We start from the raw sequence: 26,049 nt of genomic DNA on the forward strand, positions 1-26,049 counted from the left end.
GTCTTGTGCATTGGGGCGATCCGTTACTGCGCCGCAAACAGTGGCGGATCTGCAACAGCGGCCAAAATGGGCGACAGCACAGGCACTTAGCCTGACTGTTTGTCTGACAAACAGTCAGTTGCGACGAATCGGCGCAGGCCCTCCACCGCCCGAGAATACACCCATATCGGATTGAAAACCGCCCACCCCTCACCCGTGATGCAGGGCGAGGCCGCGCCGGGGCCAGTCGACGGCGACGAGCTGGCCCGTGCCCGACAGGGTGATATAGGCGGTGCGAAGCTCCGGCCCGCCGAAGCAGATATTGGTGGTCAGGGGGTCCGGCATCTGCACATGGGCGACGGCGCTGCCGTCCGGCGCGACGGTGGTGATGCCGCCGTTGACCAGTGTGGCGACGCAGACATGGCCCTCGCCGTCGACGGCAAGACTGTCGAACAGGTTGAGGCCGCCGGGCGCCAGCAGCAAGGCCCCCGGATGGCCGAGAAGCCCGGGCGCGCCGCCGATCTGCCCCGGCCCCGTGACCTCGAAGGCCCAGACCCGGCCGGTGAAAGTCTCGGCGACATAGAGCTTCGTCCCGTCCGGCGACAGGCCGATGCCGTTCGGCGCCTGCAGGGGGAAGATCGCCTCGGTGATGAAGCTGCCGTCCGCCTTGGCATAGAAGACGCCGGTGGTGTCGCGGTCGCGCGCCCGCGACTTGCCGTGATCGGTGAACCAGAAGCCGCCGTGGCCATCGAACACCAGGTCGTTCGGGCCCTTGAGGGCGATGTCGCCGGCGTGGGTATAAAGCGTCTGGGCCTTGCCGGTGGCTAGGTCCACGCGCTGGATGCAGCCGCCGGCATAATGGTGGGGCTGGTGCCCGGGGACCAGGATGCCGCCGATGTCGGCGAATTCGAAGCCGCCGTTGTTGCAGACATAGACCGCGCCGTCAGGGCCGAGGGCGGCGCCGTTCGGGCCGCCGCCCAGGGTCGCGACCACCGTGGCCGCCCCGTCCGGCCGCACCCGGGTCAGGGTGCCGCGCTCGATCTCGACCACGAGAATATCGCCGTCGGGCAGCACGACAGGCCCTTCGGGAAAGCGCAGCCCCCCGGCAATGACACGAAATCCGTTCAATTTGCCCTCCCTCTCGGCATGGCGCGGCCATTTTTATCTTTCCCCGCGCGCGGCCCACGGTAACGTTGCCGCATCGGGCGCGACAAGCGTACTGATCGATCCTGTCTGATTCCGTTTCCACCGGTCGCCGGCGCCTTGCCCGGCCCGGGCCGATGGTTTTGCCGATGCTGCGCTCCCGCCTCCTCCTGGCCCGTTCCGCCGCCCTCCTGCTCGGGGCCGGCCTGTTTCTCGCGGCCCGGCCCGCCGCCGCCGTCGAGGTCGACGCCGGCAACGGCCTGAAGCTCGAGGTCGCCCCCTTCGCCAATTACTGCGCGATGGACGAATCGCAGCCGGCCGAAGCCAACCTGATCCGCACCATGACCGCGGCGGTGGGCGATTCGATGCGCGTCGTCCTCGCCTTCGGCGATTGCCAGGAACTGGTGGAATTGCGCCAGGGCCAGCGCCGGCTGCTGAACCGCTTCGGCCAGATCCTGCTCGTCGCCGGCGGCGGCCAGATCAGCCGCCTGCCCGATTCGCGGCCCGAATTCCTGGCCAAGGTGATCAAGCCCTTCCCGACCGCGACCCTGGACGAGATCGCCGCCAACGGCGAGGCGCAGTGGAAGGCGAGCCGCCCGGCGGATGCGCCGAAGCCGATCTTCGCCGTCATCGGCCGGGACGAGATGGCGGTCTATGTCGGCACCACCAGCATGCAGGGCCAGGACAGCAGCCGGACCATGGTCGCCGGCGTTGCCGGCATCAGCCTGCTGCACCAGATCCACATGAACGTGAACCTGTTCAGCGCCTATGACGGCAGCGCCGCCGAGGGCGCCAAGGTGCTGGAGGAATTGCGCGCCCAGATGGCCGCCGGCATCGCCGACATCCATTTCATCAACGACGACATCGACATGCCCGCCCCCCTGCCCGTGCCCAGCCGCAGCGAATGGCAGGCCATGGGCTCGACCGCGCTGGTCGGCGCCGTGATCGGCGGGTTGATCGGCGGCATCGGCGCCCTGGCCATCGTCCTGCTGCGCCGGCGCAAGCGCCGCTCGGTCGCCGCGGCCGAAGCTGCCGAAGCCGGCAGCTGAGCCCCCACCGCCAAAGATACCGGAACGCCTTCCCGAGACTTGATCTCGACCGTCAAGCGCGCGACGCTTGGATTCTCCAAAGTCTTCAGGGGATTGACGTCATGTTCTCTGGCATCCGGGCATTCACTTCGCTCCGCGTCATCGCGGGCGCCGCGGCGCTGATCGCCGCCATCGGCTTCGGCGCCGCCGCCGCCACGGCGGAAACCACCGTCCGCATCGGCACCGAAGGGGCCTATCCCCCGTTCAACGAGGTGGACGCCGACGGCAACCTCAAGGGTTTCGACATCGATATCGCCAAGGCGCTGTGCGAGAAGATGAAGGTGAAGTGCGAATTCGTCGCGCAGGATTGGGACGGCATCATCCCGGCGCTGCAGGCGAAGAAATACGACGCCATCGTCGCCTCCATGTCGATCACGGACGAGCGCAAGAAGCAGGTCGACTTCACCGACAAATATTACAACACCCCGACCCAGTTCGTGGCCGCCAAGGGCACGGACGTCGGCGATGCCTCGCCCGCCGCGCTGACGGGCAAGAAGCTGGGCGCCCAGGGCTCGACCATCCAGGCCAATATGCTGGAGGCGCTGTATAAGGATTCGACCGTGAAGCTCTATGCCACGGTCGACGAGCTTTATGCCGATCTCACCGCCGGCCGCGTCGATGCCGCCCTGGTCGACAAGCTGGTGACCGCCACCTGGCTGAAGACCGAGGCCGGCTCCAAGTATGAATTCGTCGGCCCCGCCATGTACGAGCCGCGCGAAATCCTCGGCTTCGGCGTCGGCATCGCGGTCCGCAAGGGCGACGATGCGCTGCGCCTCGCCTTCAACAAGGCGATCGCCGAAATCCTGGCCGACGGCACCTACAAGGCCATCAACGACAAGTATTTCCCCTTCTCGATCTATTGATCGGGGGAGATCGGTCTGGCGGCGTCAGGCCGCCAGACCGCCCGCCTTCTCGATGAAGGCGGCGATGTCCTCGATCCCGTCGCCGCGAGCGGCACGGGCGAAGACGAAGGGCTTGTCGCCCCGCATTTTCCTGGCGTCCCGGTCCATCACCCCGAGGTCGGCGCCGACCAGCGGCGCGAGATCGGTCTTGTTGATGACGAGAAGGTCCGAGCGGGTGATGCCCGGCCCGCCCTTCCGCGGGATCTTGTCGCCCGCCGAGACGTCGATGACATAGATCGTCAGGTCCGCCAGTTCGGGGCTGAAGGTGGCGGCCAGGTTGTCGCCGCCCGATTCGATCAGCACGAGGTCGAGATCGGGAAAGCGCCGGCGCATTTCGGCGATGGCGGCAAGATTGATCGAGGCATCCTCGCGGATCGCGGTATGGGGGCAGCCGCCGGTCTCGACCCCGAGAATCCGGTCCGGCGCCAGGCTGCCGGCGCGGGTGAGGAATTCCGCGTCTTCCTTGGTATAGATGTCGTTGGTGATCGCGGCGATGTCGTAGCGCTGGCTGAACAGCTTGCACAGCTTGTCCATCAGTGCCGTCTTGCCCGAGCCGACCGGCCCGCCGACGCCGACCCGCAAGGGCCCGTTTGGATTGCGCTTGGTCATGGCAGGCCCCCGTCCGTCCGATCAGCCGGCGCCATAGCCGTGCAGGCGATCGCCGCCGGCCGCATGCACGCTGGCATTGAAGGAAATGATGATGCGGTCCCGCGTCCCGGCATAGGGCAGCGCCTGATGGGCCAGCCAGGACGGGAACACGGCGAGTTGCCCCGGCACCGGCGCGACGTCGCGGTGCGGGGGTTGGAGATAGGCATTGCCGACATCGACGAAGGCCCCGCCGAGGGTGGCGAAGGGCGGGCCGTAGAAACGGGTGACGCCGTTGGCCGCGCCATAGACCGGGTGCGCCGCCCGCTGTTCCGGCGGATCGACCTGGACGACATAGACGCCGGACCACGAGCAATTGCCATGGGTATGCACGTCATGGAAGGCGCCGCCATTGCTGCATTGGAACCACATGCCCTTCAGCGACACCTGAAGGTCCAGGCCCCGGTCCGGCCAATGGCCGTCATTGGCCTGTTCCACCGTATCGTGCAGGCGATCGACGACGAAGCGGACGAAGGCCTGCCAGTCCTTGGCCGTGATCCGCTGCACGAGATCGTCGTCCGAGGCGAAGAACGGCCCCGACGGGTCCTGGCCGCGCGCCGCCGATTGTTCGGCGCGAAGGACCGCGAAAGTGCGGACCAGCAGGGCGTTGAACGCCTCCGCCCCCGCCAGCCGGGAAATGCCGAGCGGTACGGGCCACAGGCCGTGAAAGCCGGGGCGAAGCTCGAGGTCGTTCATCCGCCTGCCCGAAGGCCGCGCCGGGCGGGCCTTTCGAAGATTGATCGTGCCGCCACTATATCGCCCGCCGATTCGCCGTCAATTCGGGCCCCGTCCTTCATGCTCATGTCCGGAACAGCCGCGTATACTGGGTTTCATGGCGCATGGCGCAGAGGTCGGAGACCAGCGTCGCCCCGCCCAGCGCCGCGAAGGGATCGGCCGCGGGATCGAGGGCGGCCGCGCGCCCGGCCGCCGTCTCCACCACCGGCATCAGGGCGGCGATCGCCCGCTGGGCGTCGGTCTGGCCGAGCGGCACCAGGCGCTGCGCCGCCGAGACCAGATTGGCGGCGAAGCCGTGCAGATAGGCGGTGAGTGCGGCCCGCAGCGGCACGTCATGGGCCGCCGCCAGCGCCCCGACCGCGACCGGATAGGCGACATCGGCGGGCAGCGCCGCCAGCACGTCCGCCGGCCAGGCATTTTCCGAAATCAGGCGGAAGGCTGTCCCTTGCGCCAGGGTTTCCACCTGCCGCTCCCGGGCCGGGGCATTGGCCCGGGCCAGTTCGGCGATGGCGGCAAGGCGGGCGCCGTCGCCCCCCGCGCCATGGGCATGGGCGAAGAAGACCGCATCGTTCCAGCCGCTGCCGGCGGTCAGCAATTGTTCCAGCCAGTCGATCAGGGCGGCGCGATCCCGCACCCAGCCGCATTCGATGGCCCATTCGAGACCGTGGGAATGGGTGAAGGCGCCGACCGGATAGGCCGGCGACAGCCACGCCATGAGGCGATAGAGCGCCCCCTCAGTGGTCATGCTTGCAGTTCGGCCCGTGCACATGGCCGTGGTCGTGATCGTGGCTCCCGTGATCATGACCCCCATGATCGTGGCTTCCATGATCGTGGCTTCCGTGATCATGGCCGCAGCAGGCGCTGTGGTCGTGGCCGTGGTCATGGTGGTCATGATCGTGATGGTCGTGGCCGCCGGCATAGGCCCCGCCTTCGGGATCGAAGGCGGCGTCGATCTTGCTCACGGTGGCGCCGAGGCCGGTCAGCATGTCCTCGATGACATGGTCCGGGCGGATGCGCAGCGCCTCCGGCAGCAATTGGGTGGGCAGGTGGCGGTTGCCCAGGTGCCAGGCGATGCGCACCAGGTCGGCCGGGGTTTTCGCCGTCACCTCGACCAGGCGTTCGGGGGCGGCCAGCACGCGGATCACGCCGCCGCCGTCGAGCGCCAGGCCGTCGCCGTCGTTCAGGGGCACGAGTTCGGCCAGATCGAGCAGGAATTGCTGGCGCCCGGCCGACAGCACGGCCCGGCGGCGCAGCCGGGCGTCGGAATCCAGCACCACCTCGCCGACGACCGCGTCATCGGCGAAGGACCCCTTGGGCAGGACGGCGGAAGCGCGCTTCATGATCCTTGATCCTCGAATGAAAGCTCTGCCCTGTTCTTACGACCGGGAAAGCCGCGCGTCATCAGCGAACGTCACAATTCCCCCGCACCTTCAGAACAGGAAATAGCGCTGCGCCATGGGCAGCACTTTCGCCGGTTCGCAGGTCAGGAGCTGGCCGTCCGCCCGGACCTCGTAGGTTTCGGGATCGACCTCGATCACCGGGCAGGCGTCGTTCAGCACCATGGCCGCCTTCGCCGCCGTCAGGCGCGTGTTCTCCACCGCGGCCAGGGTGCGCTGGAGGCCCAGCCTCGCCCCGATGTCGAGATCGAGCGCCGCCTTCGAGACGAAGGTGAGGCAGGAGGCATTCATGGCCCGCCCGAAGGCGCCGAACATCGGCCGGTAATGCACCGGCTGCGGCGTCGGGATCGAGGCGTTGGGATCGCCCATCAGGGCCTGCATGATGGTGCCGGCCTTCAGGATCATGTCCGGCTTCACCCCGAAGAAGGCGGGGCTCCACAGCACCAGATCGGCCAGCTTGCCAACCTCGATCGAGCCGACATGGGTACTGATGCCATGGGCGATGGCCGGGTTGATGGTATATTTGGCGATATAGCGCCGGGCCCGGTAATTGTCGTTGCCCGGACCGTCGCCGGCCAGGCCGCCGCGCTGGACCTTCATCTTGTGGGCGGTCTGCCAGCTGCGCATGATCACCTCGCCCAGGCGGCCCATGGCCTGGCTGTCGGACGAGATGATCGAGAGCGCGCCGAGGTCGTGGAGAATATCCTCGGCCGCGATGGTCTCGCGCCGGATGCGGCTTTCGGCGAAGGCGACGTCTTCCGGGATGCTCGAATCCAGATGGTGGCAGACCATCAGCATGTCGAGATGCTCGTCCAGCGTATTGACCGTGAAGGGCCGCGTCGGGTTGGTCGACGACGGGATGACATGGGGCAGGCCCGCGACCTTGATGATGTCCGGGGCATGGCCGCCGCCCGCGCCCTCGGTGTGGAAGGCGTGGATGGTGCGGCCCTTGAAGGCGCCGATCGTATCCTCGACGAAGCCGGATTCGTTCAGCGTGTCGGTGTGGATCATCACCTGCACGTCGTAATCGTCGGCGACCGACAGGCAGCAGTCGATCGAGGCGGGCGTGGTGCCCCAGTCCTCGTGCAGCTTCAGGGCCGCGGCGCCGGCCTCGATCTGCTCGACCAGGGCGGCCGGGTTGGAACTGTTGCCCTTGCCGGCGAACATCAGGTTCACCGGCAGGCCCTCGGCGGCCTGGAGCATGCGGGCCATGTGCCAGGGCCCGGGGGTGCAGGTGGTCGCATTGGTGCCGGTGGCGGGGCCGGTGCCGCCGCCGATCAGCGTGGTGATGCCGGACGAGAGCGCATCCTCCACCTGCTGCGGGCAGATGTAATGGATATGGCAATCGATGCCGCCCGCGGTCAGGATCTTGCCCTCGCCCGCGATCACCTCGGTGCCCGGGCCGACGATGATGTCGACGCCGGGCTGGGTGTCCGGGTTGCCGGCCTTGCCGATGCGGGCGATGCGGCCGTCCCTGATCCCGACGTCGGCCTTCACGATGCCCCAATGGTCGAGGATCACCGCATTGGTGATCACGGTATCGACCGCGCCCGCCGCCCGCGTGACCTGGGACTGGCCCTGGCCGTCGCGGATGACCTTGCCGCCGCCGAACTTCACCTCTTCGCCGTAGATCGTGTAATCCTTCTCGACCTCGATCAGCAGTTCCGTGTCCGCGAGGCGGATGCGGTCGCCGACGGTCGGCCCGAACATGTCGGCATAGGCCGCGCGGGTGATCTTCATCGGCATCTCAAAGCCCTCCCATCACGAGGCCGCGGAAGCCGACGGCCCGGCGCAGCCCCAGGAACGGCACCAGTCGCACGCTGCGGCTCTGCCCCGGCTCGAAGCGGACGGCGGTGCCGGCCGGAATGTCCAGCCTGTAACCATGGGCGGCCTGGCGGTCGAAGTCGAGGCCGGCATTGGTCTCGGCGAAATGATAGTGGCTGCCGACCTGGATCGGCCGGTCGCCGGTATTGGCGACCTCGATCTCGATCGCCTCGGCGCCGGCATTCAGTTCGATCTCGCCTTCGGCGGGAATGATTTCACCCGGGATCATGGCTCTTCCCCTCAACGGATCGGCTGATGGACGGTGACGAGCTTGGTGCCATCCGGGAAGGTGGCCTCGACCTGCACGTCGTGGATCATCTCGGGAATGCCGTCCATCACCTGGTCGCGCGACAGCACGGTGGCGCCCGCCGCCATCAGGTCGGCGACCGTGCGCCCGTCGCGCGCCCCCTCGACCACATAGTCGGTGATCAGGGCGACCGCTTCCGGATAATTCAGCTTCACGCCCCGCTCCAGGCGCTTCCTCGCCACGATCGCGGCCATGGCGATCAGCAGCTTGTCCTTCTCACGCGGTGTAAGGTTCATTTTTCTTGGTCCCTCAAGCGCCGGGCGGGGGCCATGCGGCCCCCTTGGCTCGCTTCGCTAAAGCTGCGCGGGGCCTCAATGGCCCGGTTTTTTTAGCCTCCCCCCTCACCCCGGCCCTCTCCCCCAAGGGGGCGAGGGAGTCGATGCCGCCATCTCCCTCGCCCCCTTTGGGGGAGAGGGCCGGGGTGAGGGGGGCCTCAACGGCCCGCATGCCGATCAGATCTGCCATACTCTGGGTACCGGGCGTCCGTCGCGTAAGGGGGCAAGGGCGGCCAGCACCATGCGGCGCAGCGCGGCCCCCGTGGGCGCCAGCAGGCGCGCGACGATCATACCGTCATAGGCGCTCGCCCCCCAAAGGGCAAAGTGATCCAGGGCATTACGCAATTCTGCCAGTCGCGCCTCGGCATCCGGCCCGGCATAGACCAGGCTGGCCGAGGCCCGCGCCCCCTGCCCCGTCGCCGCATGGCCGAGCCTGGCCTCGATGTCGCCGCCCAGGGCGAAGACGTCGGCATAGATCAGGCGCCCGTCGCGGCGGATGCGCCAGGCATCGCGGAAGCGGCCCTTGCGCACCACCTCGCCCCGCGCCGTGCGGCCGAACACCACCTGTTCGAGGCCGAGGAAGCGGGCATCGCCCGCCATCTCAACCTGGAGATCGCGGGACAGCGCCGCATCGTCGAAGAAAATGGTTTCCTGGGGCAGCCATTCGGCCCGGGCCCCGGCCGCCACCGTCAGCCGCGTTTCCAGCCGGGCCGGCAGCGGGCCGATGGCGCGATAGGCCCGTTCGGCAGCCTGCGACGCGACGGTGGCCGCAGCCCCCTCGCCCCAGCCGACCGCGGTCGCCAGGCGATCGCCGCCGGTCAGGCCGCCGGAGGTGTTGAGGGTGACCGCCGTCGTCAGGGCGCCGGCTTCCGGCTTCGGAAACCGGGCCTTGGCGCAGCCCTGCTGGTAGAGATGGCCGAGAACCGTAAGGGCCCCGCGCCGGCGGAAGGTGATCTCCAGGCACCCCTCCGCGCGGGGGAGCGGAACCTCCGCGGTCTCAGACCATGACGTGTCGGCGAACCTCGGCTTCATCCAGTTCGTCCTTCAGGCCCGACAGCACCACTTCGCCGCGGTCCATGACCGCCAGCGTCTGCCCCAGTTCATGGGCGAAATCGAAATATTGCTCGACCAGGAGGATGGCCATCTCGCCGCGGTCGCGCAACAGTTCGATCACCTTGCCGATATCCTTGATGATCGAGGGCTGGATGCCTTCCGTCGGCTCGTCGAGGACGAGCAGGCGGGGCTTCATGACCAGGGCCCGGCCGATCGCCAATTGCTGCTGCTGGCCGCCGGACAGGTCGCCGCCGCGCCGCCGCAGCATGGATTTCAGCACCGGGAACAGGTCGAAGATTTCGTCCGGCACCTTCCGCTGGCTGCGCGGCAGCACGGCGAAGCCGGTCTCCAGGTTTTCCCGCACCGTCAGCAGCGGGAAGATGTCGCGGCCCTGGGGCACGTAACCGATGCCGCGGCGCGCCCGCTCGAAGGGCTTCAGGTGGGTGACGTCCTCGCCTTCCCACAGGATGCGGCCGCGCTTCACCGGCTGGTTGCCGGTGATCGCGCGCAGCATCGAGGTCTTGCCGACGCCGTTGCGGCCGAGCAGGCAGGTCACCTTGCCGATTTCGGCGCTCAGCGAGACGGTGCGCAGCGCCTGTGCGGCGCCGTAGAAGAGATCGACCTTTTCGACCGACAGCATGGCCCGCCCCTTAGCGCCCGAGATAGACTTCGATGACCCGTTCGTTCGCCTGCACCTGGTCGAGCGGGCCTTCGGCCAGCACCGAGCCTTCGTGCAGCACGGTGACCTTGACGCCCAGCGCCTTGACGAAGGTCATGTCGTGTTCGACCACGACGACGGAACGGGTCTTGTTGATCTCGACCAGAAGCTCGGCGGTTTCCTCGGTCTCGGCATCGGTCATGCCGGCGACCGGCTCGTCGACGAGAAGGAGGGCGGGCTCCTGCGCCAGCAGCATGCCGATCTCCAGCCATTGCTTCTGCCCGTGCGACAGGTCGCCGGCCAGGCGATGGGCGGCGCTCTGCAACTTGGTCAGCGCCAGCAATTCCTCGATCCGGTCCCTTTCCGTCGCCGTTTCCTTGGCGAAGAGGACGGCGAAGGGCTTGCGCAGGCCGGCCAGCGCCAGTTGCAGGTTGTCGCGCACCGTGTGGCTTTCGAACACGGTCGGCTTCTGGAACTTGCGGCCGATGCCCAGTTGCGCGATCGCCGCCTCGTCCAGCTTGGTCAGGTCGACGTCGCCGTTGAAGGCGACGGTTCCGACGTCGGGCCGCGTCTTGCCGGTGATGACGTCCATCATGGTCGTCTTGCCGGCGCCGTTCGGGCCGATGATCGCCCGCATCTCGCCCGGCGCGATGACCAGGGAGAGGTTGTTCAGCGCCCGGAAGCCGTCGAAGGTGACGGTCACGCCGTCGACATAGAGGATGGGCTTCGGGGCGGATGTATCGCCGATCAGCATCGCCGTCTCCTCCTATTCGCCGGCCGGCTTGCCGGCCCCCGGCGCGGGGCCCGCATTCGCGGGGCTCGCATTTTGGGCCTTGCGGTTGCGGTAGGCTTCGATCAGTTGCGGGATCGTGCCTACGATACCCTTCGGCATCAGAAGGGTGACGAAGACGAACAGCCCGCCGAGCGCGAACAGCCAAAGTTCCGGCAGGACGCCGGTGAAGACCGACTTGCCGAAATTGACCACGATCGCGCCGATCGCCGCGCCATACAGCGTGCCGCGCCCGCCGACCGCGACCCAGACCACCGCCTCGATCGAATTGGCGGGGGCGAATTCGCCCGGGTTGATGATGCCGACCTGCGGCACATAGAGCGCGCCGGCAAAGCCCGCGATCACCGCCGACAGGACGAAGGCGGCCAGCTTGTAGCCCTCGACCCGGTAGCCCATGAAGCGGGTGCGGCTTTCCGCGTCGCGCACCGCGATCAGGACCTTGCCGAAGCGAGAGGTCGTGATCCAGCGGCACAGCAGGTAAGTCCCGGCCAGCAGCAGGCCCGACAGCACGAACAGGGTGACGCGCATGCCGTCGGTCTGGAGATTGAAGCCGAGCAAGTCCTTGAAGTCGGTCAGCCCGTTGTTGCCGCCGAACCCCATGTCGTTGCGGAAGAAGGCGAGCAGCAGGGCATAGGTCATGGCCTGGGTGATGATCGAGAGATAGACCCCGGTCACCCGCGAGCGGAAGGCGAGATAGCCGAAAACGAAGGCAAGAATGCCCGGCACCAAGGCGACCATGACCATGGCGAAGAGGAAATTGTCGAAACCCAGCCAGAACCAGGGCAGTTCCTTCCAGTTCAGGAACACCATGAAGTCGGGCAGGACCGGATCGCCGTAGACGCCGCGCGGTCCGATCTGGCGCATCAGATACATGCCCATGGCATAGCCGCCCAGGGCGAAGAAGGCGCCATGCCCGAGCGACAGGATGCCGACATAGCCCCAGACGAGGTCGATCGACAGCGCCAGGATGGCGTAGCAGAGATATTTGCCGAGCAGCGCCACCATATGGGTCGGCACATGGAAGAAAGCATCCGCCGGCAGGGCGAGGTTGAGGACGGCGACCGCCGCGAGGACGGCGAGAAGGACCGCGAGGAACCAGAAGGTGGCGCGGTCGTTGCCGAAGAGTTTCCGCGAGATCATCGTTCGACCGCCCTGCCTTTCTGGGGGAACAGACCGCGCGGCTTGCGCTGGATGAAGAGCACGAGGGCGACGAGCACCAGGATCTTGCCGAGCACGGCGCCCGCCATCGGCTCGAGGAGCTTGTTGGTGATGCCGAGCGTCATGGCCCCGACCAGCGTGCCCCAGAGATTGCCGACGCCGCCGAAGACCACGACCATGAAACTGTCGATGATGTAGCCCTGGCCGAGGTTGGGGCTGACATTGTCGATCTGCGACAGGGCGACGCCGGCGATCCCCGCGACCCCGGAGCCGAGGCCGAAGGTCAGGCTATCCACCCAATTGGTGCGGATGCCCATGGACCCGGCCATGCGCCGGTTCTGGGTGACCGCGCGCATCTGCAGGCCGAAGGCGGTCCGCCGCAGCACGATCATCAGGACGAAGAGCACGACCAGCGAGAAGACGATGATCCACATGCGGTTGTAGGTCAGGGTCAGCCCGCCGAGATCGAAGGCCCCCGACATCCAGGACGGATTGCCCACTTCCCGGTTGGTCGGGCCGAAGAGGGTGCGCACCGCCTGTTGCAGCACCAGCGACAGGCCGAAGGTGGCCAGCAGGGTTTCCAGCGGCCTTCCGTAGAGGAAGCGGATGATGCCGCGCTCGATGGCGATGCCGACCGCGCCCGCGACCAGGAAGGCGAGGGGCAGGGCGATGGCCAGGGAATAGTCGAACAGCCAGGGCGCCGAATTGCGGATGATGTCCTGGACCACGAAGGTCGTATAGGCGCCGATCATCACCATTTCGCCATGGGCCATGTTGATCACGCCCATGACGCCGAAGGTGATGGCCAGCCCGATGGCGGCCAGCAGCAGGACCGAGCCGAGCGAGACGCCGTAATAGACGCTCTGCACCGCCGACCACCAGGCCAGCCGGCTCTCGATCGCCGTCGTCGCCGCGGCCAGCACCTCGGCCAGCGCCGGCGAGGGGGCGGGGACGGCGGCGAGGAGCGCCAGCGCCTCCTGGTTGCCGCGGGCGGCGACGGTGGCGACGGCCGCGATCTTCGCCGCATCGTCGCCGGGACCGTAGAGGACGAGGACCGCCTTCGCCTGTTCGAGGGCGGCCTTCACCCCGGGCTCGGTTTCCTTGGCCAGCGCGGCATCGACCAGGGGCAGCACGGCCTGGTCCTTGGATTTCAGCACCGAAAGCGCCGCTTCCAGGCGCTTGGCGGGATCCGGGCTCATCAGGGTCAGCTGGCCGAGCGCCGCTTCGACGGCGCGGCGGATGCGGTTGTTGGCGCGCACCGCCTTGGCCCCTGCCGGCACCTCGGCCAGAATCTCGCCGGTCAGGGCGGCATGAACGCTGCCGGCTGCATCCTTATAGGCGATGGAACCGTCGGGGGCCGCGAACAGGCGGCCGTCGCCGAGCGCCTGAAGAATGTCGATCGCGCTCGGATGGCCGCTGGCGGCGATCTGCTCGATGCCCTTCTGGACATCGTCGAAATTGCTGGAAGCGAAGAGGGCGAGCGTCGCCGGGATATCGGCGTCCTGGGCCCGGGCGGCGGGGGCAAGGCCCGCAAGGCCGGCCAGCATCAGCATGAACGCGGCGAGCCCGGCGAGGCGCAAGCGCGAAAGGGCCAGAGAAAGCATGGACCGACCGCCTCTCGGATTTGATCTTATGAGAAGAGTTCCCGGCTTGAAAAAGCCTCCGGGCGGGGCGTACCCGCCCGGAGAGACAAGTCGAGGGAGGAGACCAGACGCTAAACTGATCAACGAAAGTTCTAACTATGCTCTAAATAATCCGTCTTTCACTTATCGGGTTCGGGCGATCAGTTGCCCGAACCACCGCACTTGCCGGTCGCGACGTTGAAGTTGCCGCACTTGAGGGGCGAGCGCCAATCCGAGATCAGGTCCTTCGAGCCTTCGAGGAAGTCCGACCATTCGTCGCCGACGATCAGGCCCGCGGTCTGGGACACGATGTTGAACTGGCCGTCCGCCTTGATTTCACCGATCAGCACCGGCTTGGTGATGTGGTGGTTCGGCAGCATCGAGGAATAGCCGCCCGAGAGGTTGGGCACCGAGACGCCGATCAGCGCGTCGATCACCTTGTCCGGATCGGTGGTGCCGGCCTTTTCGACCGCCTTGACCCACATGTTGAAGCCGATGACATGGGCTTCCATGGGATCGTTGGTCACGCGCTTCGGGTTGTTGGTGAAAGCCTGCCACTTCTTGATGAAGGCGGCATTGTCGGCATTGTCGACCGACATGAAGTAGTTCCAGGCGGCAAGGTGGCCGACCAGGGTCGAAGTGTCGAGACCGGCCAGTTCCTCTTCGCCGACCGAGAAGGCGACGACCGGGATGTCGGTCGCCTTGATGCCCTGGTTGGCCAGTTCCTTGTAGAACGGCACGTTGGCGTCGCCGTTGATGGTGGAGACGACGGCGGTCTTCTTGCCGGCCGAGCCGAACTTCTTGATGTCGGCGACGATCGTCTGCCAGTCCGAGTGACCGAACGGCGTGTAGTTGATCATGATGTCCTCGGTCTTCACGCCCTTGGACTTCAGATAGGCTTCGAGGATCTTGTTGGTGGTGCGCGGGTACACATAGTCGGTCCCGGCCAGCACCCAGCGCTGCACGCCTTCTTCCTCGGCCAGATAGTCGACCGCGGGGATCGCCTGCTGGTTCGGGGCGGCGCCGGTGTAGAAGATGTTGCGCGAGGATTCTTCACCCTCGTATTGCACCGGGTAGAACAGGATGTTGTTCAGTTCCTCGAACACCGGCAGCACCGACTTGCGCGACACCGAGGTCCAGCAGCCGAACACGGCCGAAACCTTGTTCACCGAAATCAGTTCGCGGGCCTTCTCGGCGAACAGCGGCCAGTTCGACGCCGGATCGACCACGACGGCCTCGAGCTTCTTGCCGAGCACGCCGCCCTTCTTGTTCTGCTCCTCGACCAGCATCAGCATGACGTCCTTCAGGGTCGTCTCGCTGATCGCCATGGTGCCCGAGAGGGAATGCAGGACGCCGATCTTGATGGTCTCTTCGGCCTGGGCACCCGTCGCCGCGCCGACCATCGCGGTGGCGCCAAGAACGGCCCCGGCGAGCCATTTCGTGAACCTTGTCGACATTTAGATAAACCCCCACCCCTGCAGGATCCGAATGGGCGGCCGAGAGCGCGCCCGACATGTCACACGCCGGGTCTGGCCCCCGCCGCATCACGGGAACCGGAGTCGCAAGAGCTGTGCCAAGTTTTTTCCTGCCAGGAAATCCGCCACGGAAGCGCAATCATTCGGCGCGGGTCCCCGGCTTGATGCCTGGTGGCGGCCGGTTGGTTGACGCTAATCTGTGCACAAATACGCGTTTCGCCGCAGGAGGAGCCTAAAATCTAATCATCCGCAGGCCGCAGCCAGCCCCGATAGCGGATGACGAAGCCCGCCAGCGGCAGGCGGATCGCGACGTCGAAACAGGCGCGGCCCTGGTCGTCCACGGTTTCGGCGGTCTCGCTTACCGGCAGCAGGGCGCGGGGCAGGGGCAGGCCCAGCACCCGCCCGGCGCCGACCGGGAAGTGCAGGGCCCCGTCCCCGGCCAGGAGATTCAGGGTGAAGCGCAGCAGGCCGAAACGCTCGACCACCGGCCGGCCCGGGCCGAGGACCGAGCGGAAGCGCTTGCCGCCGAAGTCGCGGCGCCAGATTTCATGGTCGCCCCGCCGGGTCATCAGCACCTCGACCGCGACATCCGCCGCCGCCGGCGGCAGGCCCAGCAGGCGGGCGGCGAGGCGCGACAGCAGGCCGGTGCCGCGCTCGACCTGCGCCCGGCCGCACCAGCGCCGCTCGGCGATCACGGTGTGCAGGTCACGCAGCACCGGCGGCAGGCGGTCGAAAGCCTCGCCCAGGGCCTGGCGGAACAGCAGGGGCTGGGGGGCATCGCGGCGATGGCTGGTGATGGCATGGGCGGCCATGGCCGTTTCCGCAGCCGCCAGGGAAAATTCGGCCAGACAGGGCCGGGCGCCGGGGGCGACCGCCCCCGCCTGCAGAAGACTGCACAAAATCCGGGCAGGCAGGCCCGGCACTTCCGGCCCGTCGCCCGCTTCGGCGATCAGGGTCCAGTCGCGCGTCACCGCTTGCCCGGTTTCCGTGAGGCCGGCGACCCTGACCCGCATGCCGCCGCGGTCGCTGCCGAAGCGGTGCAGCCGGTCGGCAAGGGCACGCAGCAGGGGCGCCAGGGGCGCCAGCCCGGCCGCCAGCCCCAGGCGCACCGGCCAGCCGAGCAGCCACAGCCCCAGATGCATGACGGTGAGTTCGAGCCCGGCGGCGAAAGCGACCGTGCGTGCCCGGAACCGGGCGGGAAACAGCAGCAGGTCCGGCGCGCCGATCCGGCTGGCCCAGCGCCGGCCCAGGGCGGCCTGGCCGGGCACGCTCAGGTCCAGGCGGCGGAGGTCGCCCCAGGCGGGCGCCGACACCCAGCGCCCGGCCCGCCATTCGGCCAGCGGCCGGCCGACCTGGCCGACGATGGCCCGCACCACCGACAGGCCGCGCGGCGCCCGGTTGCCCGGCAGGATCACGGTCTCGATCAGGTGCAGGTCCGCCATCCCTTCGGCCAGGGCGGCCACCGCGGCCGAGGACAGGGCCGGCACGCTGGAAACGCCGGACAGCACCGCGACCCCGCGCGCCTTCGCCGCCTCGTCCCATTGCCCGATGGCGGCGGTGAAGGCGGCATCGTCCGAGAGGTCGAGGTAATGGGCGCCCGCCGCGATGGCGGCCCGGGCAAGCTGCGGGGCCGCGCCCTGGAACGGCCCGGCGGCATCGATGATCAGGAAGGGGGCGAGGCCGGCCAGGACCTGGTCCAGGCCGGGTGCCGCACGATCGAGGGCGAGGGGGCGGCCGCCCCAGCGGGCGCAATGGGCGGCCGCGGCATTGCCGTCGCGCCCGGCGACCACGAGATCGAGACCCGGTTCACGGGCAAGGGCCCGGGCGATGCGCGCACCGAAGACGCCATAGCCGCCGACGATCAGGACGAGCTTATTCAATCAGCCGGCCCCGCAGTTCGGCCGAGGGCAGGGGGCAGTGCCGCCGCCCCAGGCGGTAGCGGTTCTCGGCGATGACGCGATAGAGCGGATCGGCCACGACCCGGGGCAGGAAGCGGCTGAGCGCCAGGAGCCGCCACGGCCAGCCGAGTGCCGCCATGGCGGCGGCGAAGGCGGCGAGGCGGAGATGGGCCCGCCCCCCGACGATGACGATATTGGTTTCCATCGCCACCGGATCGAGGCCGTGGCGGCGATAGAGACTTTGGCCGAGCGGCGATTGCGCGGTGACGAAGCGGAAGCGCCGGGCCCGGTCGTGCCGCGCCAGGAAGCGGGCGAAACCGGAACAGACGAGACAATGGCCGTCGAAGACCACGAGGTCCTGATCGGCAAGGTCGGCGGGTGCGGTCGTCATGCTTCCCCCCCGGGAACACAAAAACGGGAACACAAAAACGGGAACGCGAAGACTTGCGACCATGGTGACCGCCGGGGGCCAGAGGTCAAGCCCCCGCCCGGCGCCGAGGGGGAAAGCGGGCCGGGCGGGGAGAACCCGATCGCTCAGGCGACGATCAGGTCGACCTTGATGTTGCCGCGGGTGGCGTTGGAATAGGGGCAGACGACATGGGCCTTCTGCACCAGATCCTCGACCACCGCCTTGTCGACGCCGGGCACCTGGATGGTCAGCGCCACTTCGATGCCGAAGCCGGTCGGGATCGGGCCGATGCCGACCGCGCCCGATACCGTGGTCTCGGCCGGCAGCGCCACCTTGGCCGTGCGGGCGACGAATTTCAGCGCGCCGAGGAAACAGGCCGAATAGCCGATGGCGAACAATTGTTCCGGGTTGGTGCCCGGACCGTTGTCGCCGCCCAATTCCTTCGGCGTCGACAGTTTGACCGCCAGGCGGCCGTCGTCGGTGGCGCCGGAGCCTTCGCGGCCGCCGGTGGCAGAGGCATGGGCGGTATAGAGGATCTTGTCGGGCATGGTCGTGAACTCCGGTTGCGATGGGATTTATATAATGGACAATTAAATTGTATGCAATATAAATTCCATCGAGAAGCCATTCGGGGAGCCATGCGGAAATGCCGGCTCAACCCGCCGCCAGCCGGGTCCGAAAGGCGGCGACGGCGGCGCGCAGGGCTTTCACCTCGTCGCCGGACACGCCCAAGCCGCAGACCATGGCTTCGTAATGGCGCCGGGCTTCGGCTTCCAAGGCGCGGCCGGCCTCGGTCAGGCGGATGCGGACCTGGCGTTCGTCGGCGGGATCGCGGCGGCGTTCGATCAGGCCCTGGGCTTCGAGCCGCTTCAGCAGGGGGGTGAGGGTGCCGGAATCGAGGAACAGCCGCTCGCCCAAGGCGCCGACGGTGAGGTCGTCCGCCTCCCACAGCACCAGAAGGGCGAGATATTGCGGATAGGTGAGGCCGAGCGCCGTCAGCATCGGGCGATAGGCCCGGGTCATCAGGTGCGAGGCGGAATAGAGCGCGAAACAGAGCTGGTCGTCGAGATGCAGCGAAAGCCGCGGCTGGTCGGTCATGGCGGTATTCCTTTGCCTACCGCCTGATATATAGGACGCAATGGATTTGCGCGCGAGGTTTCCCCCGCGCGCAAATTTCCGCCTACCAGTGCAGGCCCTTGGTCAGCGCCGCCAGGGCCACCGCCTCGGTCGAGGGGGCGCTGTCGTCCGCCACTTTCTCGCCCCGGGCGGCGGCGCTGTCCGGGAACAGGCGATAGGTGGTGTTGAACAGGATGTTGGTGACATCCGGCGCCGCCGCCCACAGCAGTTCGCCCATGGTGCCGAGGCGGGTGGCGATCCGCTTCGGCTTTTCGACGATGCCCTTGATGATCAGGTTGGCCGCGTCGTCGGGCGAAAGCGTCGGGATATTGTCGTACATCTTGGTCGGCGCGATCATCGGCGTCCTGACCAGCGGCATATAGATATTGGTGAAGGTGACGTTGCGGTGGTGGAATTCCGGCGCCGCGCAGCGCGAGAAGGCGCCCAGCGCCGCCTTGGACGCGACATAGGCCGAGAAGCGGGGCTGGTTCACCTGCACGCCGATCGACAGGATATTGACGATATGGCCCGATTTCCGTGACGACATCACGGGCAGGAAACCCATGATCAGGCGCAGCGCTCCGAAGTAATTCACCGCCATGGTGCGCTCGAAGTCGTGGAAGCGGTCGTAGGAGAGATTGACCGAGCGCCGGATCGAGCGGCCGGCATTGTTCACCAGCACGTCGACATGGCCGTGGTCCTTGAGCACGGCGGCGATGAAGCGGTCGCAGCTGTCCATCTCGGCGACATCGACCGAATAGGCATGGACATCGCCGCCCGCGGCGCGCAGCTCGGCCTGGACCGCGTCCAGTTCCTCCTGCTTGCGGGCGCAGATGATGGTGCGGGCGCCGGCGGCAGCGACTTTCTTCGCCGTCTCCAGCCCGATGCCCGAGGTGGCGCCGGTGATCACCACCACCTTGCCGGCGACCGACCCCGCCAGCGACCGGTCGCGGTGCAGTTCCGGGTTGAGGTTGCGTTCCCAGTAATCCCAGACGAAGCCGGCATAATCCGCCAGCGGCGGGCAGTCGATGCCGCTGCCCTTCAGCGCCTTGGCCGTGTCCCGATTGTCGAACTTGGTCGGGTAGTTGAAGAATTTCAGGGCCTGGCGCGGAATGCCGTAGCCGCCGAGCACCGTATCGATGATCGAGCGGATGGGCGGCAGGCTGGCCAGCATGCCGCGGATGCCGGCGGGGATGAAGCCGAACACCCGGCTGTCGACCCGGATCGAGAATTGGGGCGCGCCCGCCGCCTTGGCGAAGATGTTCACCACCTCGCCCACCCGGTTGTGCTTGGGGTTGGTCAGGTGGAAGGCGCGGCCGTCGAGGCCGGGCTTATGGGCGATGTGATCCATCGCCCGGGTGACGTAATCGACCGGCACGATGTTCAGCAACCCGCCCTCGATGCCGAGCAGGGAAATCCACTGCGGGATGGCGCGGCGCAATTGCAGGATCAGGTTGAAGAAGAAATAGGGGCCGTCGATCTTGTCGATCTCGCCGGTCTCGGAATGGCCGATCACGATGCCGGGGCGGTAGATGCGCCAGGGCACCGTGCATTCCTCGCGCACCACTTTCTCGCTGTCGTGCTTGGTCTGATAATAGGGATGGTCGTCGGCCGCCCATTCCTCGAACATGTCCTCGCGCCAATAGCCTTCGTAAAGCCCGGCGGCGGCGATCGACGAGGTGTGGTGAAAGCCCTTGGCCCCCACGGCTTCCGCGAATTGCACGGCATGGCGGGTGCCGTCGACATTGGCCTTGATCTGGCCGTCCTGGTCCTCGTTGGTCAGGTCGTAGATGGCGGCGAGGTGAAAGACCTGGGCGACCTTGCCCTTCAGCTTCTCAAGCTCGGTGGCGGAAACGCCGAGGCGCTTCTTCGAGAGATCGCCGGTCACCCCGACGATGCGATCGGCATCGCGCGACCAGCGCTCATCCTTCAGGGCTTCCAGCTTCTTCTTCGAACCCGAACGCACCAGGACATAGATGGTGCCGTCACGCTTCAGCAGGTTGTCGATCAGATTCCGACCTAGAAACCCCGTGCCCCCGGTAATGAAATAGCTCATGCCTCTCCCCTGAGTTCTCCCTGAGCCGGGCGTGTTTCCGCCCGTGCATGGCGAAGTCTAGACAGGCTTCCTCACCCTTGGGGAGAGGGAATCGCTTTCCGCAAGCGTCAAGCCCCGGCCTTGCACGGGCGCCGTCCGAGGCGCAGTCTTACCTTTGCCTGACAAGGGGAAACCGCCATGGCCGACAAGCCGACGACGATCGTTTCCAGCCAGGGGCAGGTGGTCCTGCCCAAGGCGATTCGCCAACAGCCCCCCGCGGCCCCCCATTTTCCGGCAACCGCACCGGCGGAGGTCTTCGCCGCCCTGGCGGTGAAGGGCCCGCCGAAAACCCTCGACGAGATGGCGGCCGCCGTTCCAGCCGAGGCGAAGCGCCGCCACGATCGGCCTTGATACCAGTGCCGTCGTTCGCTACCCGACCGGCGATCACCTGAAACAATCCGCCAAATCGGCCCAGGCCGCCGGGGAAGACAAGGTTCGGGAGATATGAGCGGGGCGAACCCCGTGCGCGCGGCCGCGGCCATTGTCCCCGCGCCGGGTTCGGCTTAAACATCCGCGTCCCGCAGCAGGAACCATGCCTTGGCCGAGCCCGCCCTTGCCTTATCCCCCCTGACCAGCCCCGCCGAGCAGGCGGTGCTGAATGCCGACTATGGGCGGCTGGCGGGGGAGGCGCGGCTGCTGCCGGTCAAGGTGACCGCCTTCTATGCCGAAAAGCTGGCGGCGGAACTGGCGGCGCTGGGCCATACGGAAGGGCCGCTGCACCGGGTGGTCTATCCGAGCCGGGCGCGGCTTTCCCAGCGGGCGCCGGGCGAGGTGGCGGATTTCGTCGACGACCGCGCCAATATGAAGACGGCATCGAAGGCGATCGTGCAGAAGTATGCCGACCGGGTGCTGTTCCTGGCCACGCCGCTCTGCGCCGCCCATTGCCAATATTGCTTCCGCCAGGATGTGCTCAGCGAGATGCATGGCGACGATCCGGCCGATCTCAGCGACAAGCTGGACGCCCTGGTCGATCACGTCCGGGCCCAGCCGGCGGTGCGCGAGGTCATCCTTTCAGGGGGCGATCCGCTCACCCTGTCGCCGGATGCGCTGCACCGGGTGCTGGCGCGCCTGCAGGGGCTGGACCAGCTCCACTCCATCCGGCTGCACACGCGCTGCGCCGTCTTCGCCCCGCAGTTCTTCCTGAAGGGCGAGAAATACCGCCTGCTGGCGGGGCCGAGGCTGCGCCTCGTGCATCATATCGTGCACCCTTACGAGGTTTGCGGCGCGGTGGCGGACCTGCTGGCCCGGCTGGGCGGGCTCGGGGTCCGGCAGTACAACCAGTTCCCCATCCTGCGCGGGGTGAACGACGATGCCGGGCTGCTGGCCCTGCACCTGCGCCGGCTGGACGAGATGGGGGTGCGCAACCTGTCCATCTTCGCGCCCGATCCCATTCACTATTCGGCGGCGTTCCGCCTCACCCTGGACCGGCTGTTCGCCCTGCACGACCGCCTGTCGGCGGAAACGCCGAGCTGGATCAATGCGACGGCGCTGACCTTCGACAGTCCGCTCGGCAAATTCCGGCGCGAGCATCTGGTCTCTCGCGACCGGGCGGCGGGCACCGCCCTGTTCCGCCATCGCGGCCGCGACATTCTCTATCACGACCTGCCGGCGGCGCTGGACGGGCCGGGCGACCCCGCCACCCTGCTGTGGCGGGGCGATACCGTTTGATTATTGCTGCTGGGCCTGGGCCTGCGCCCGGGCCAGATGCTGGCGGTAGAGCGCCACGAAATCGATCGGATCGAGCAGCAGGGGCGGGAAGCCGCCATCGCGGGTGACATCGGCGATGATCCGGCGCGCGAAGGGGAAGAGCACGCGCGGGCATTCGATCAGGCACAGCGGCTGCAGCGCGTCCGCCGGCACGTTCTTCACCAGGAACAGGCCGGAATAGACCAGTTCGACGACGAAGACCGGGCGGCTTTCCGCGTCCGCGGCATTGGCGCGGATGCGCAGTTCGATCTCGAAACGGTCTTCCGGCAGGCGGCGGGCCTGGACGTCGACGCCGATGTCGATCTTCGGCTGCTGGGCCATGGCCAGGCTGGCGGGCGCGCCCGGATTCTCGAACGAAAGATCGCGGACATATTGCGCGATCACCGAAAACTGCACGGGTTCGGCGGAAGCCTGGTCGTTCGAGGCGACGGAAGTATCGGTCATGAGAGATGGGTCCCCGGAAAAGCGGTTCATCCGCTACCACAGGGGCCGGCGGCGAACAAGCGCGGGAAAAGGCCTTGGCAAGCGGGCCGCGGGTTCCTATCTGGACGGAAACCCTGTTCTCTGGATTCGGGCCGGACCAGAGTCTATGCTGATTCCGGCCAAAACTTGGGCCGGTGGATGCCGGGATTGAACATACCATGGGCGGATTTCAGTACCTCGACATCCTTTTTCTGGCCGCGATCGCCGGGTTCATCGCGTTCCGGCTGTGGAGCGTGCTCGGCCAGCGCACGGGCGAGGAACAGCCGCGCGACCCCTTCCCGCGCCAGCAGCCGCCCGCGGCCGAGGCCAAGCCGGACGACGGCAGGGTGATCCCCCTGCCCACCCGGAACCCCCCGCCCGAGCGGGAGGTCGCGGAACCGCAGGGGCCGAACCTCACCGAGATCCGCCTCGCGGACCGGGGCTTCGAGCCGGACGGCTTCATCGCCGGTGCGCGCTTTGCCTATGAAATGATCGTCGGCGCCTTCGCCCAGGGCGACGAGGCGACGCTCGCCCCCCTGGTGGCGCCCGATGTCCTGGCCGGCTTCACCGGCGTCATCGCCCGGCGGCAGGCGGCGGGGGAAGTCGCCTCCTACCAGCTGGTCAGCATCAAGTCGGCGACCATCGACGAGGGCCGCATGAACGGTCGCACCGCCGAAGTGACGGTGCGTTTCGTCGCCGAGGCGATCTCGGTCGTCCGCGATGCCGAAGGCCGGGTGATCGAAGGGCATCCGACCATGGCCCGCGAGATGGTCGACGTCTGGACCTTCGCCCGCGACACCCGCAGCCGCGACCCCAACTGGCAGCTCGTCGCGACCGGCGCCCGCTGATCCCGTTCCCGGGGCCTTCTCATGGCGCGCCGCCCCCTGCTGACGGCCGGCTTCGGCCTTGCCCTGGCCGCCGGCCTCGCCGTCGCCGGGGTCCTGCTGACCGCCCCCAAGGCACCGCCCGCCACCGAGACGCCGGTGCTGGCGCTCGTCCCCGCCCGCTTCGCCGACCTGCCGGGCTGGACCGATGACCGGGCGGAGGAAGCCTGGCCGGCCTTCCGCCTGTCGTGCGAACGGCTGCTGAAGCGAAAGCCGGAGACCAGCCTCGGCCTCGCCGGCACGGTGGCGGACTGGGTCCCCGCCTGCACCGAGGCCCTGGCCCTGGCCCTGGCCGCCCCCGACACGGCGACGGTGCGGGATTTCTTCGAGGACCGCTTCCGCCCGGTCCAGGCCCTGAACGGGACGGCGGCCCAGGGGCTGTTCACCGGCTATTACGAACCGGAACTGGCGGGCAGCCCGACCGCCGACGAGACCAACCGCACCCCGCTCTATCGCCGGCCGGGCGATCTGGTCCAGGTCGACCTCGGCGACTTCCGCGACGAGCTGAAGGGCCAGCGCATCGCCGGCCGGGTACGGGACGGCCGCCTGAAACCCTTCGAGGACCGGGAGGCCATCACCGGCGGCGCCCTGGCCGGCCAGGGCCTGGAACTGGTCTGGGTCGCCTCTCCGGTCGAAGCCTTCTTCCTGGAGATCCAGGGCTCGGGCCGGGTACGCCTGCCGGACGGGCGCCTGCTGCGGGTCGGCTTCGACGGGCAGAACGGGCATCCTTACGTGGCGCTGGGCAAGGTCATGCTGGCGGACGGCCTGCTGGAAAAGGGCCGGGTCACCATGCAGTCGATCAAGGCCTGGCTGAACGCCCATCCGGCGCAGGCGGCGGCACTGATGAACCGCAATCCCTCCTATGTCTTCTTCCGCGACCTGGGCGAGGGGCCGGGGCCCCTGGGCGCCCAGGGCGTGGCCCTGACCGCCGGGCGCTCGCTGGCCGTCGACCGCAAGTTCTTCCCCCTGGGCGTGCCGGTCTTCCTGGACGCCAGCCTGCCGCCGCCGGCCGAGGGCGAGGCCGCCCCCGCCTTCCGCCGCCTGATGGTGGCGCAGGATACGGGCGGCGCCATCCGCGGGCCGGTGCGCGGCGACGTCTTCTTCGGCGCGGGCGCCGAGGCGGAACGCCTTGCCGGCGCCATGAAGCAGCAGGGCCGCTGGTGGTGGCTGCTGCCCGCCCCGGTCGCCGCCGCCCTCGACGCAGGCCCCCCGGAAGCAGGCAAGCGCCCGTGAGCACGCGGAAGCCCCGGCCGGACAAGGGCCCGCGCGGCATGTTCCCGGGCCGCCCCGCGACCGAGGCGGAACGCGATCTCTTCACCGCCGCCATGAAGGATGTCGCGCCGCTGGCCAGCGGCAAGGTGGCGCCCGCCCTGGCGCCCCTGCCCGGGGCCCGGCCGAAGCGGGTCGTCACCCGCCTGGAACTGCCGCTTTCCGGCGAGGCGCCGGCCCCCGGCGCCCGCGTCCACACCATGGACGGCGCCAAGCAGAAACGCCTGGTCCGGGGCGAACTGCCGATCGAGGCCCGCCTCGACCTGCACGGCCTGACCCAGGAGATGGCCCACCGCGCCCTCGACCGCTTCCTGGCGCAATGCCATGACGGCGGCGTGCGCTCGGTCCTGATCATCACCGGCCGCGGCCGCGGCCCGATCGACGAGGCGCCGACCGGCGTCCTCTATCAGATGGTGCCGCGCTGGCTGAACGCGCCGGACCATGCCCACCGGGTGCTGGGCTGGCACCCGGCCCAGCGCCGCGACGGCGGCGAGGGCGCGCTCTATGTCGTCCTGAAACGGCCCCGGGACTGAAAGCGGCACCGCCGCCAGCCGGCGGAATGAACGTTCATTCCGCAGCCGGGGGAAAGGGTGCCGCCGCGGCGGCCTCAGTCGAGGATCGGGGCCGCCTTCGCCTCGGCCACCCCGGCCGCGGCCAGCCGGTCCAGGGTCGCGGTCAGGCCGGCGGTATCGGGGCAGATCAGCAGGGCGGTGGCCCGGCCCCAGCGCAAGGTCAGGACATGGATACCGCGGTTGCGCGTCTCCACCCCGTCGGTGCCTGAATTGCGCTCTTCCCAGGTGGCGGTGACGATCGTGTGCCAGGGCCCGCCCGCCACCGCGATATCCTCGAGGGTGAAGCCGATATCCGGCATCAGGCGATAGAGCCGCCGGTACCACGCCCGCGTCGCCGCCAGGCTGCGCCGGACCCCGCCAAGGGCGCTGTCGCCGAGGCAGCGATGCTCGAAGCGGGGCGCGAACTGGCGCAGCACCGGTTCCGCATCCCCTTGCGAAACCGCGGCGAACAGGGCCCGGACCCTGCGTTTCACGATGGCGTGATACATGGCTTCCCCTTAAGTTCACTTATTGAACGAACAAGGCGGCGCCCAGTGAGTTTCATGAGTGAACTAACGATAGCCGAGTAAGTTCAATAAAGCAACCG

Annotated in this window: 28 protein-coding genes; 7 read left to right on the top strand and 21 right to left on the bottom strand. The window is 68.1% G+C overall.

Annotation, left to right across the window (positions count from 1 at the left end; genetic code table 11):
• Nucleotides 1-189: 189 nt before the first annotated feature.
• Nucleotides 190-1,107, bottom strand: a complete 918-nt coding sequence (locus tag DKG75_RS11025; RefSeq protein WP_109921177.1) for an SMP-30/gluconolactonase/LRE family protein — start codon at nucleotides 1,105-1,107, stop codon at nucleotides 190-192.
• Nucleotides 1,108-1,271: 164 nt separating this feature from the next.
• Between DKG75_RS11025 and DKG75_RS11030 the strand changes: the two genes are divergently transcribed.
• Nucleotides 1,272-2,171 carry a hypothetical protein gene (locus tag DKG75_RS11030; RefSeq protein WP_109921178.1) on the top strand — a complete coding sequence of 300 codons (900 nt, stop codon included), beginning with the start codon at nucleotides 1,272-1,274 and terminating at the stop codon, nucleotides 2,169-2,171.
• Between the two features lie 101 nt (nucleotides 2,172-2,272).
• Complete coding sequence (locus DKG75_RS11035; protein ID WP_109921179.1) at nucleotides 2,273-3,073, top strand: ABC transporter substrate-binding protein; 801 nt, start codon at nucleotides 2,273-2,275, stop codon at nucleotides 3,071-3,073.
• 24 nt (nucleotides 3,074-3,097) lie between these two features.
• On the opposite strand, the gene ureG is transcribed toward DKG75_RS11035, so the two are convergent.
• The 18 genes from ureG to DKG75_RS11125 all read right to left on the bottom strand — a co-directional run bounded on the left by ureG (nucleotide 3,098) and on the right by DKG75_RS11125 (nucleotide 20,530).
• Nucleotides 3,098-3,721: an urease accessory protein UreG gene (gene ureG, locus DKG75_RS11040; RefSeq protein WP_109921180.1), complete on the bottom strand. Its 624-nt coding sequence runs from the start codon at nucleotides 3,719-3,721 to the stop codon at nucleotides 3,098-3,100.
• A gap of 21 nt (nucleotides 3,722-3,742) precedes the next feature.
• Nucleotides 3,743-4,453, bottom strand: coding sequence for a putative 2OG-Fe(II) oxygenase (locus DKG75_RS11045; protein ID WP_109921181.1), 711 nt, complete (start codon nucleotides 4,451-4,453; stop codon nucleotides 3,743-3,745).
• A gap of 103 nt (nucleotides 4,454-4,556) precedes the next feature.
• Nucleotides 4,557-5,237, bottom strand: coding sequence for an urease accessory protein UreF (locus tag DKG75_RS11050; RefSeq protein ID WP_243746577.1), 681 nt, complete (start codon nucleotides 5,235-5,237; stop codon nucleotides 4,557-4,559).
• Nucleotides 5,227-5,832 carry an urease accessory protein UreE gene (locus DKG75_RS11055; RefSeq protein ID WP_109921183.1) on the bottom strand — a complete coding sequence of 202 codons (606 nt, stop codon included), beginning with the start codon at nucleotides 5,830-5,832 and terminating at the stop codon, nucleotides 5,227-5,229. Before DKG75_RS11055 ends, DKG75_RS11050 begins: the two co-directional genes overlap by 11 nt.
• Nucleotides 5,833-5,922: 90 nt before the next feature.
• On the bottom strand, nucleotides 5,923-7,635 hold the full coding sequence (ureC, locus tag DKG75_RS11060) for an urease subunit alpha (RefSeq protein ID WP_109921184.1): 1,713 nt from the start codon (nucleotides 7,633-7,635) through the stop codon (nucleotides 5,923-5,925).
• Between the two features lies 1 nt (nucleotide 7,636).
• Nucleotides 7,637-7,942 carry an urease subunit beta gene (locus DKG75_RS11065; protein ID WP_109921185.1) on the bottom strand — a complete coding sequence of 102 codons (306 nt, stop codon included), beginning with the start codon at nucleotides 7,940-7,942 and terminating at the stop codon, nucleotides 7,637-7,639.
• An 11-nt stretch (nucleotides 7,943-7,953) separates the two neighbouring features.
• Nucleotides 7,954-8,256 carry an urease subunit gamma gene (locus tag DKG75_RS11070; protein WP_109921186.1) on the bottom strand — a complete coding sequence of 101 codons (303 nt, stop codon included), beginning with the start codon at nucleotides 8,254-8,256 and terminating at the stop codon, nucleotides 7,954-7,956.
• A 216-nt stretch (nucleotides 8,257-8,472) separates the two neighbouring features.
• A complete protein-coding gene (locus DKG75_RS11075; protein ID WP_109921187.1) occupies nucleotides 8,473-9,327 on the bottom strand; it encodes an urease accessory protein UreD in 855 nt (284 codons plus the stop codon).
• Nucleotides 9,293-9,988 carry an urea ABC transporter ATP-binding subunit UrtE gene (gene urtE, locus DKG75_RS11080; protein ID WP_109921188.1) on the bottom strand — a complete coding sequence of 232 codons (696 nt, stop codon included), beginning with the start codon at nucleotides 9,986-9,988 and terminating at the stop codon, nucleotides 9,293-9,295. The genes DKG75_RS11075 and urtE overlap by 35 nt, the downstream gene beginning before the upstream one ends.
• A gap of 10 nt (nucleotides 9,989-9,998) precedes the next feature.
• Nucleotides 9,999-10,760 (bottom strand): urea ABC transporter ATP-binding protein UrtD, encoded by a 762-nt coding sequence (gene urtD, locus DKG75_RS11085; RefSeq protein ID WP_109921189.1) that lies wholly within the window; start codon nucleotides 10,758-10,760, stop codon nucleotides 9,999-10,001.
• 12 nt (nucleotides 10,761-10,772) lie between these two features.
• The gene (gene urtC / locus DKG75_RS11090; RefSeq protein WP_109921190.1) at nucleotides 10,773-11,936 is read right to left on the bottom strand and encodes an urea ABC transporter permease subunit UrtC; all 1,164 of its coding nucleotides are present in this window, start codon (nucleotides 11,934-11,936) and stop codon (nucleotides 10,773-10,775) included.
• A complete protein-coding gene (urtB, locus tag DKG75_RS11095) occupies nucleotides 11,933-13,558 on the bottom strand; it encodes an urea ABC transporter permease subunit UrtB (protein ID WP_243746576.1) in 1,626 nt (541 codons plus the stop codon). Before urtB ends, urtC begins: the two co-directional genes overlap by 4 nt.
• Nucleotides 13,559-13,737: 179 nt before the next feature.
• Complete coding sequence (gene urtA / locus DKG75_RS11100) at nucleotides 13,738-15,033, bottom strand: urea ABC transporter substrate-binding protein (protein ID WP_166646554.1); 1,296 nt, start codon at nucleotides 15,031-15,033, stop codon at nucleotides 13,738-13,740.
• A 257-nt stretch (nucleotides 15,034-15,290) separates the two neighbouring features.
• Complete coding sequence (locus tag DKG75_RS11105) at nucleotides 15,291-16,931, bottom strand: saccharopine dehydrogenase family protein (protein WP_109921192.1); 1,641 nt, start codon at nucleotides 16,929-16,931, stop codon at nucleotides 15,291-15,293.
• Nucleotides 16,924-17,340 carry a thiol-disulfide oxidoreductase DCC family protein gene (locus DKG75_RS11110; RefSeq protein WP_109921193.1) on the bottom strand — a complete coding sequence of 139 codons (417 nt, stop codon included), beginning with the start codon at nucleotides 17,338-17,340 and terminating at the stop codon, nucleotides 16,924-16,926. The genes DKG75_RS11105 and DKG75_RS11110 overlap by 8 nt, the downstream gene beginning before the upstream one ends.
• Before the next feature lie 143 nt (nucleotides 17,341-17,483).
• Nucleotides 17,484-17,906 carry an organic hydroperoxide resistance protein gene (locus tag DKG75_RS11115; protein ID WP_109921194.1) on the bottom strand — a complete coding sequence of 141 codons (423 nt, stop codon included), beginning with the start codon at nucleotides 17,904-17,906 and terminating at the stop codon, nucleotides 17,484-17,486.
• Nucleotides 17,907-18,012: 106 nt separating this feature from the next.
• Nucleotides 18,013-18,456, bottom strand: coding sequence for a MarR family winged helix-turn-helix transcriptional regulator (locus DKG75_RS23770; protein ID WP_109921195.1), 444 nt, complete (start codon nucleotides 18,454-18,456; stop codon nucleotides 18,013-18,015).
• Nucleotides 18,457-18,538: 82 nt separating this feature from the next.
• Nucleotides 18,539-20,530, bottom strand: a complete 1,992-nt coding sequence (locus DKG75_RS11125) for an SDR family oxidoreductase (RefSeq protein ID WP_109921196.1) — start codon at nucleotides 20,528-20,530, stop codon at nucleotides 18,539-18,541.
• Between the two features lie 177 nt (nucleotides 20,531-20,707).
• On the opposite strand from DKG75_RS11125, the gene DKG75_RS11130 reads away from it, so the two are divergent.
• Together DKG75_RS11130 and DKG75_RS11135 are read left to right on the top strand one after the other, a co-directional pair.
• Nucleotides 20,708-20,920, top strand: a complete 213-nt coding sequence (locus DKG75_RS11130) for an AbrB family transcriptional regulator (RefSeq protein ID WP_109921197.1) — start codon at nucleotides 20,708-20,710, stop codon at nucleotides 20,918-20,920.
• Between the two features lie 186 nt (nucleotides 20,921-21,106).
• Complete coding sequence (locus tag DKG75_RS11135) at nucleotides 21,107-22,237, top strand: 4Fe-4S cluster-binding domain-containing protein (RefSeq protein ID WP_109921198.1); 1,131 nt, start codon at nucleotides 21,107-21,109, stop codon at nucleotides 22,235-22,237.
• On the opposite strand, the gene secB is transcribed toward DKG75_RS11135, so the two are convergent.
• A complete protein-coding gene (gene secB / locus DKG75_RS11140) occupies nucleotides 22,238-22,720 on the bottom strand; it encodes a protein-export chaperone SecB (RefSeq protein WP_109921199.1) in 483 nt (160 codons plus the stop codon).
• Nucleotides 22,721-22,917: 197 nt separating this feature from the next.
• On the opposite strand from secB, the gene DKG75_RS11145 reads away from it, so the two are divergent.
• The 3 genes from DKG75_RS11145 to DKG75_RS11155 are packed head-to-tail and all read left to right on the top strand — an operon-like array spanning nucleotide 22,918 to nucleotide 25,424.
• Entirely contained in the window at nucleotides 22,918-23,586 is a 669-nt protein-coding gene (locus DKG75_RS11145; RefSeq protein WP_109921200.1) for a Tim44/TimA family putative adaptor protein, read from the top strand.
• Nucleotides 23,587-23,607: 21 nt separating this feature from the next.
• Nucleotides 23,608-24,855 (top strand): murein transglycosylase A, encoded by a 1,248-nt coding sequence (gene mltA, locus DKG75_RS11150; protein ID WP_109921201.1) that lies wholly within the window; start codon nucleotides 23,608-23,610, stop codon nucleotides 24,853-24,855.
• Complete coding sequence (locus DKG75_RS11155) at nucleotides 24,852-25,424, top strand: Smr/MutS family protein (protein ID WP_109921202.1); 573 nt, start codon at nucleotides 24,852-24,854, stop codon at nucleotides 25,422-25,424. The genes mltA and DKG75_RS11155 overlap by 4 nt, the downstream gene beginning before the upstream one ends.
• A 74-nt stretch (nucleotides 25,425-25,498) precedes the next feature.
• Here the strand turns inward: DKG75_RS11155 and DKG75_RS11160 are convergent, their stop codons facing one another.
• Nucleotides 25,499-25,951, bottom strand: coding sequence for a nuclear transport factor 2 family protein (locus DKG75_RS11160; RefSeq protein WP_109921203.1), 453 nt, complete (start codon nucleotides 25,949-25,951; stop codon nucleotides 25,499-25,501).
• Nucleotides 25,952-26,049: the final 98 nt, after the last annotated feature.

It is taken from the genome of Zavarzinia compransoris, from assembly GCF_003173055.1.
Lineage (GTDB): Bacteria > Pseudomonadota > Alphaproteobacteria > Zavarziniales > Zavarziniaceae > Zavarzinia > Zavarzinia compransoris.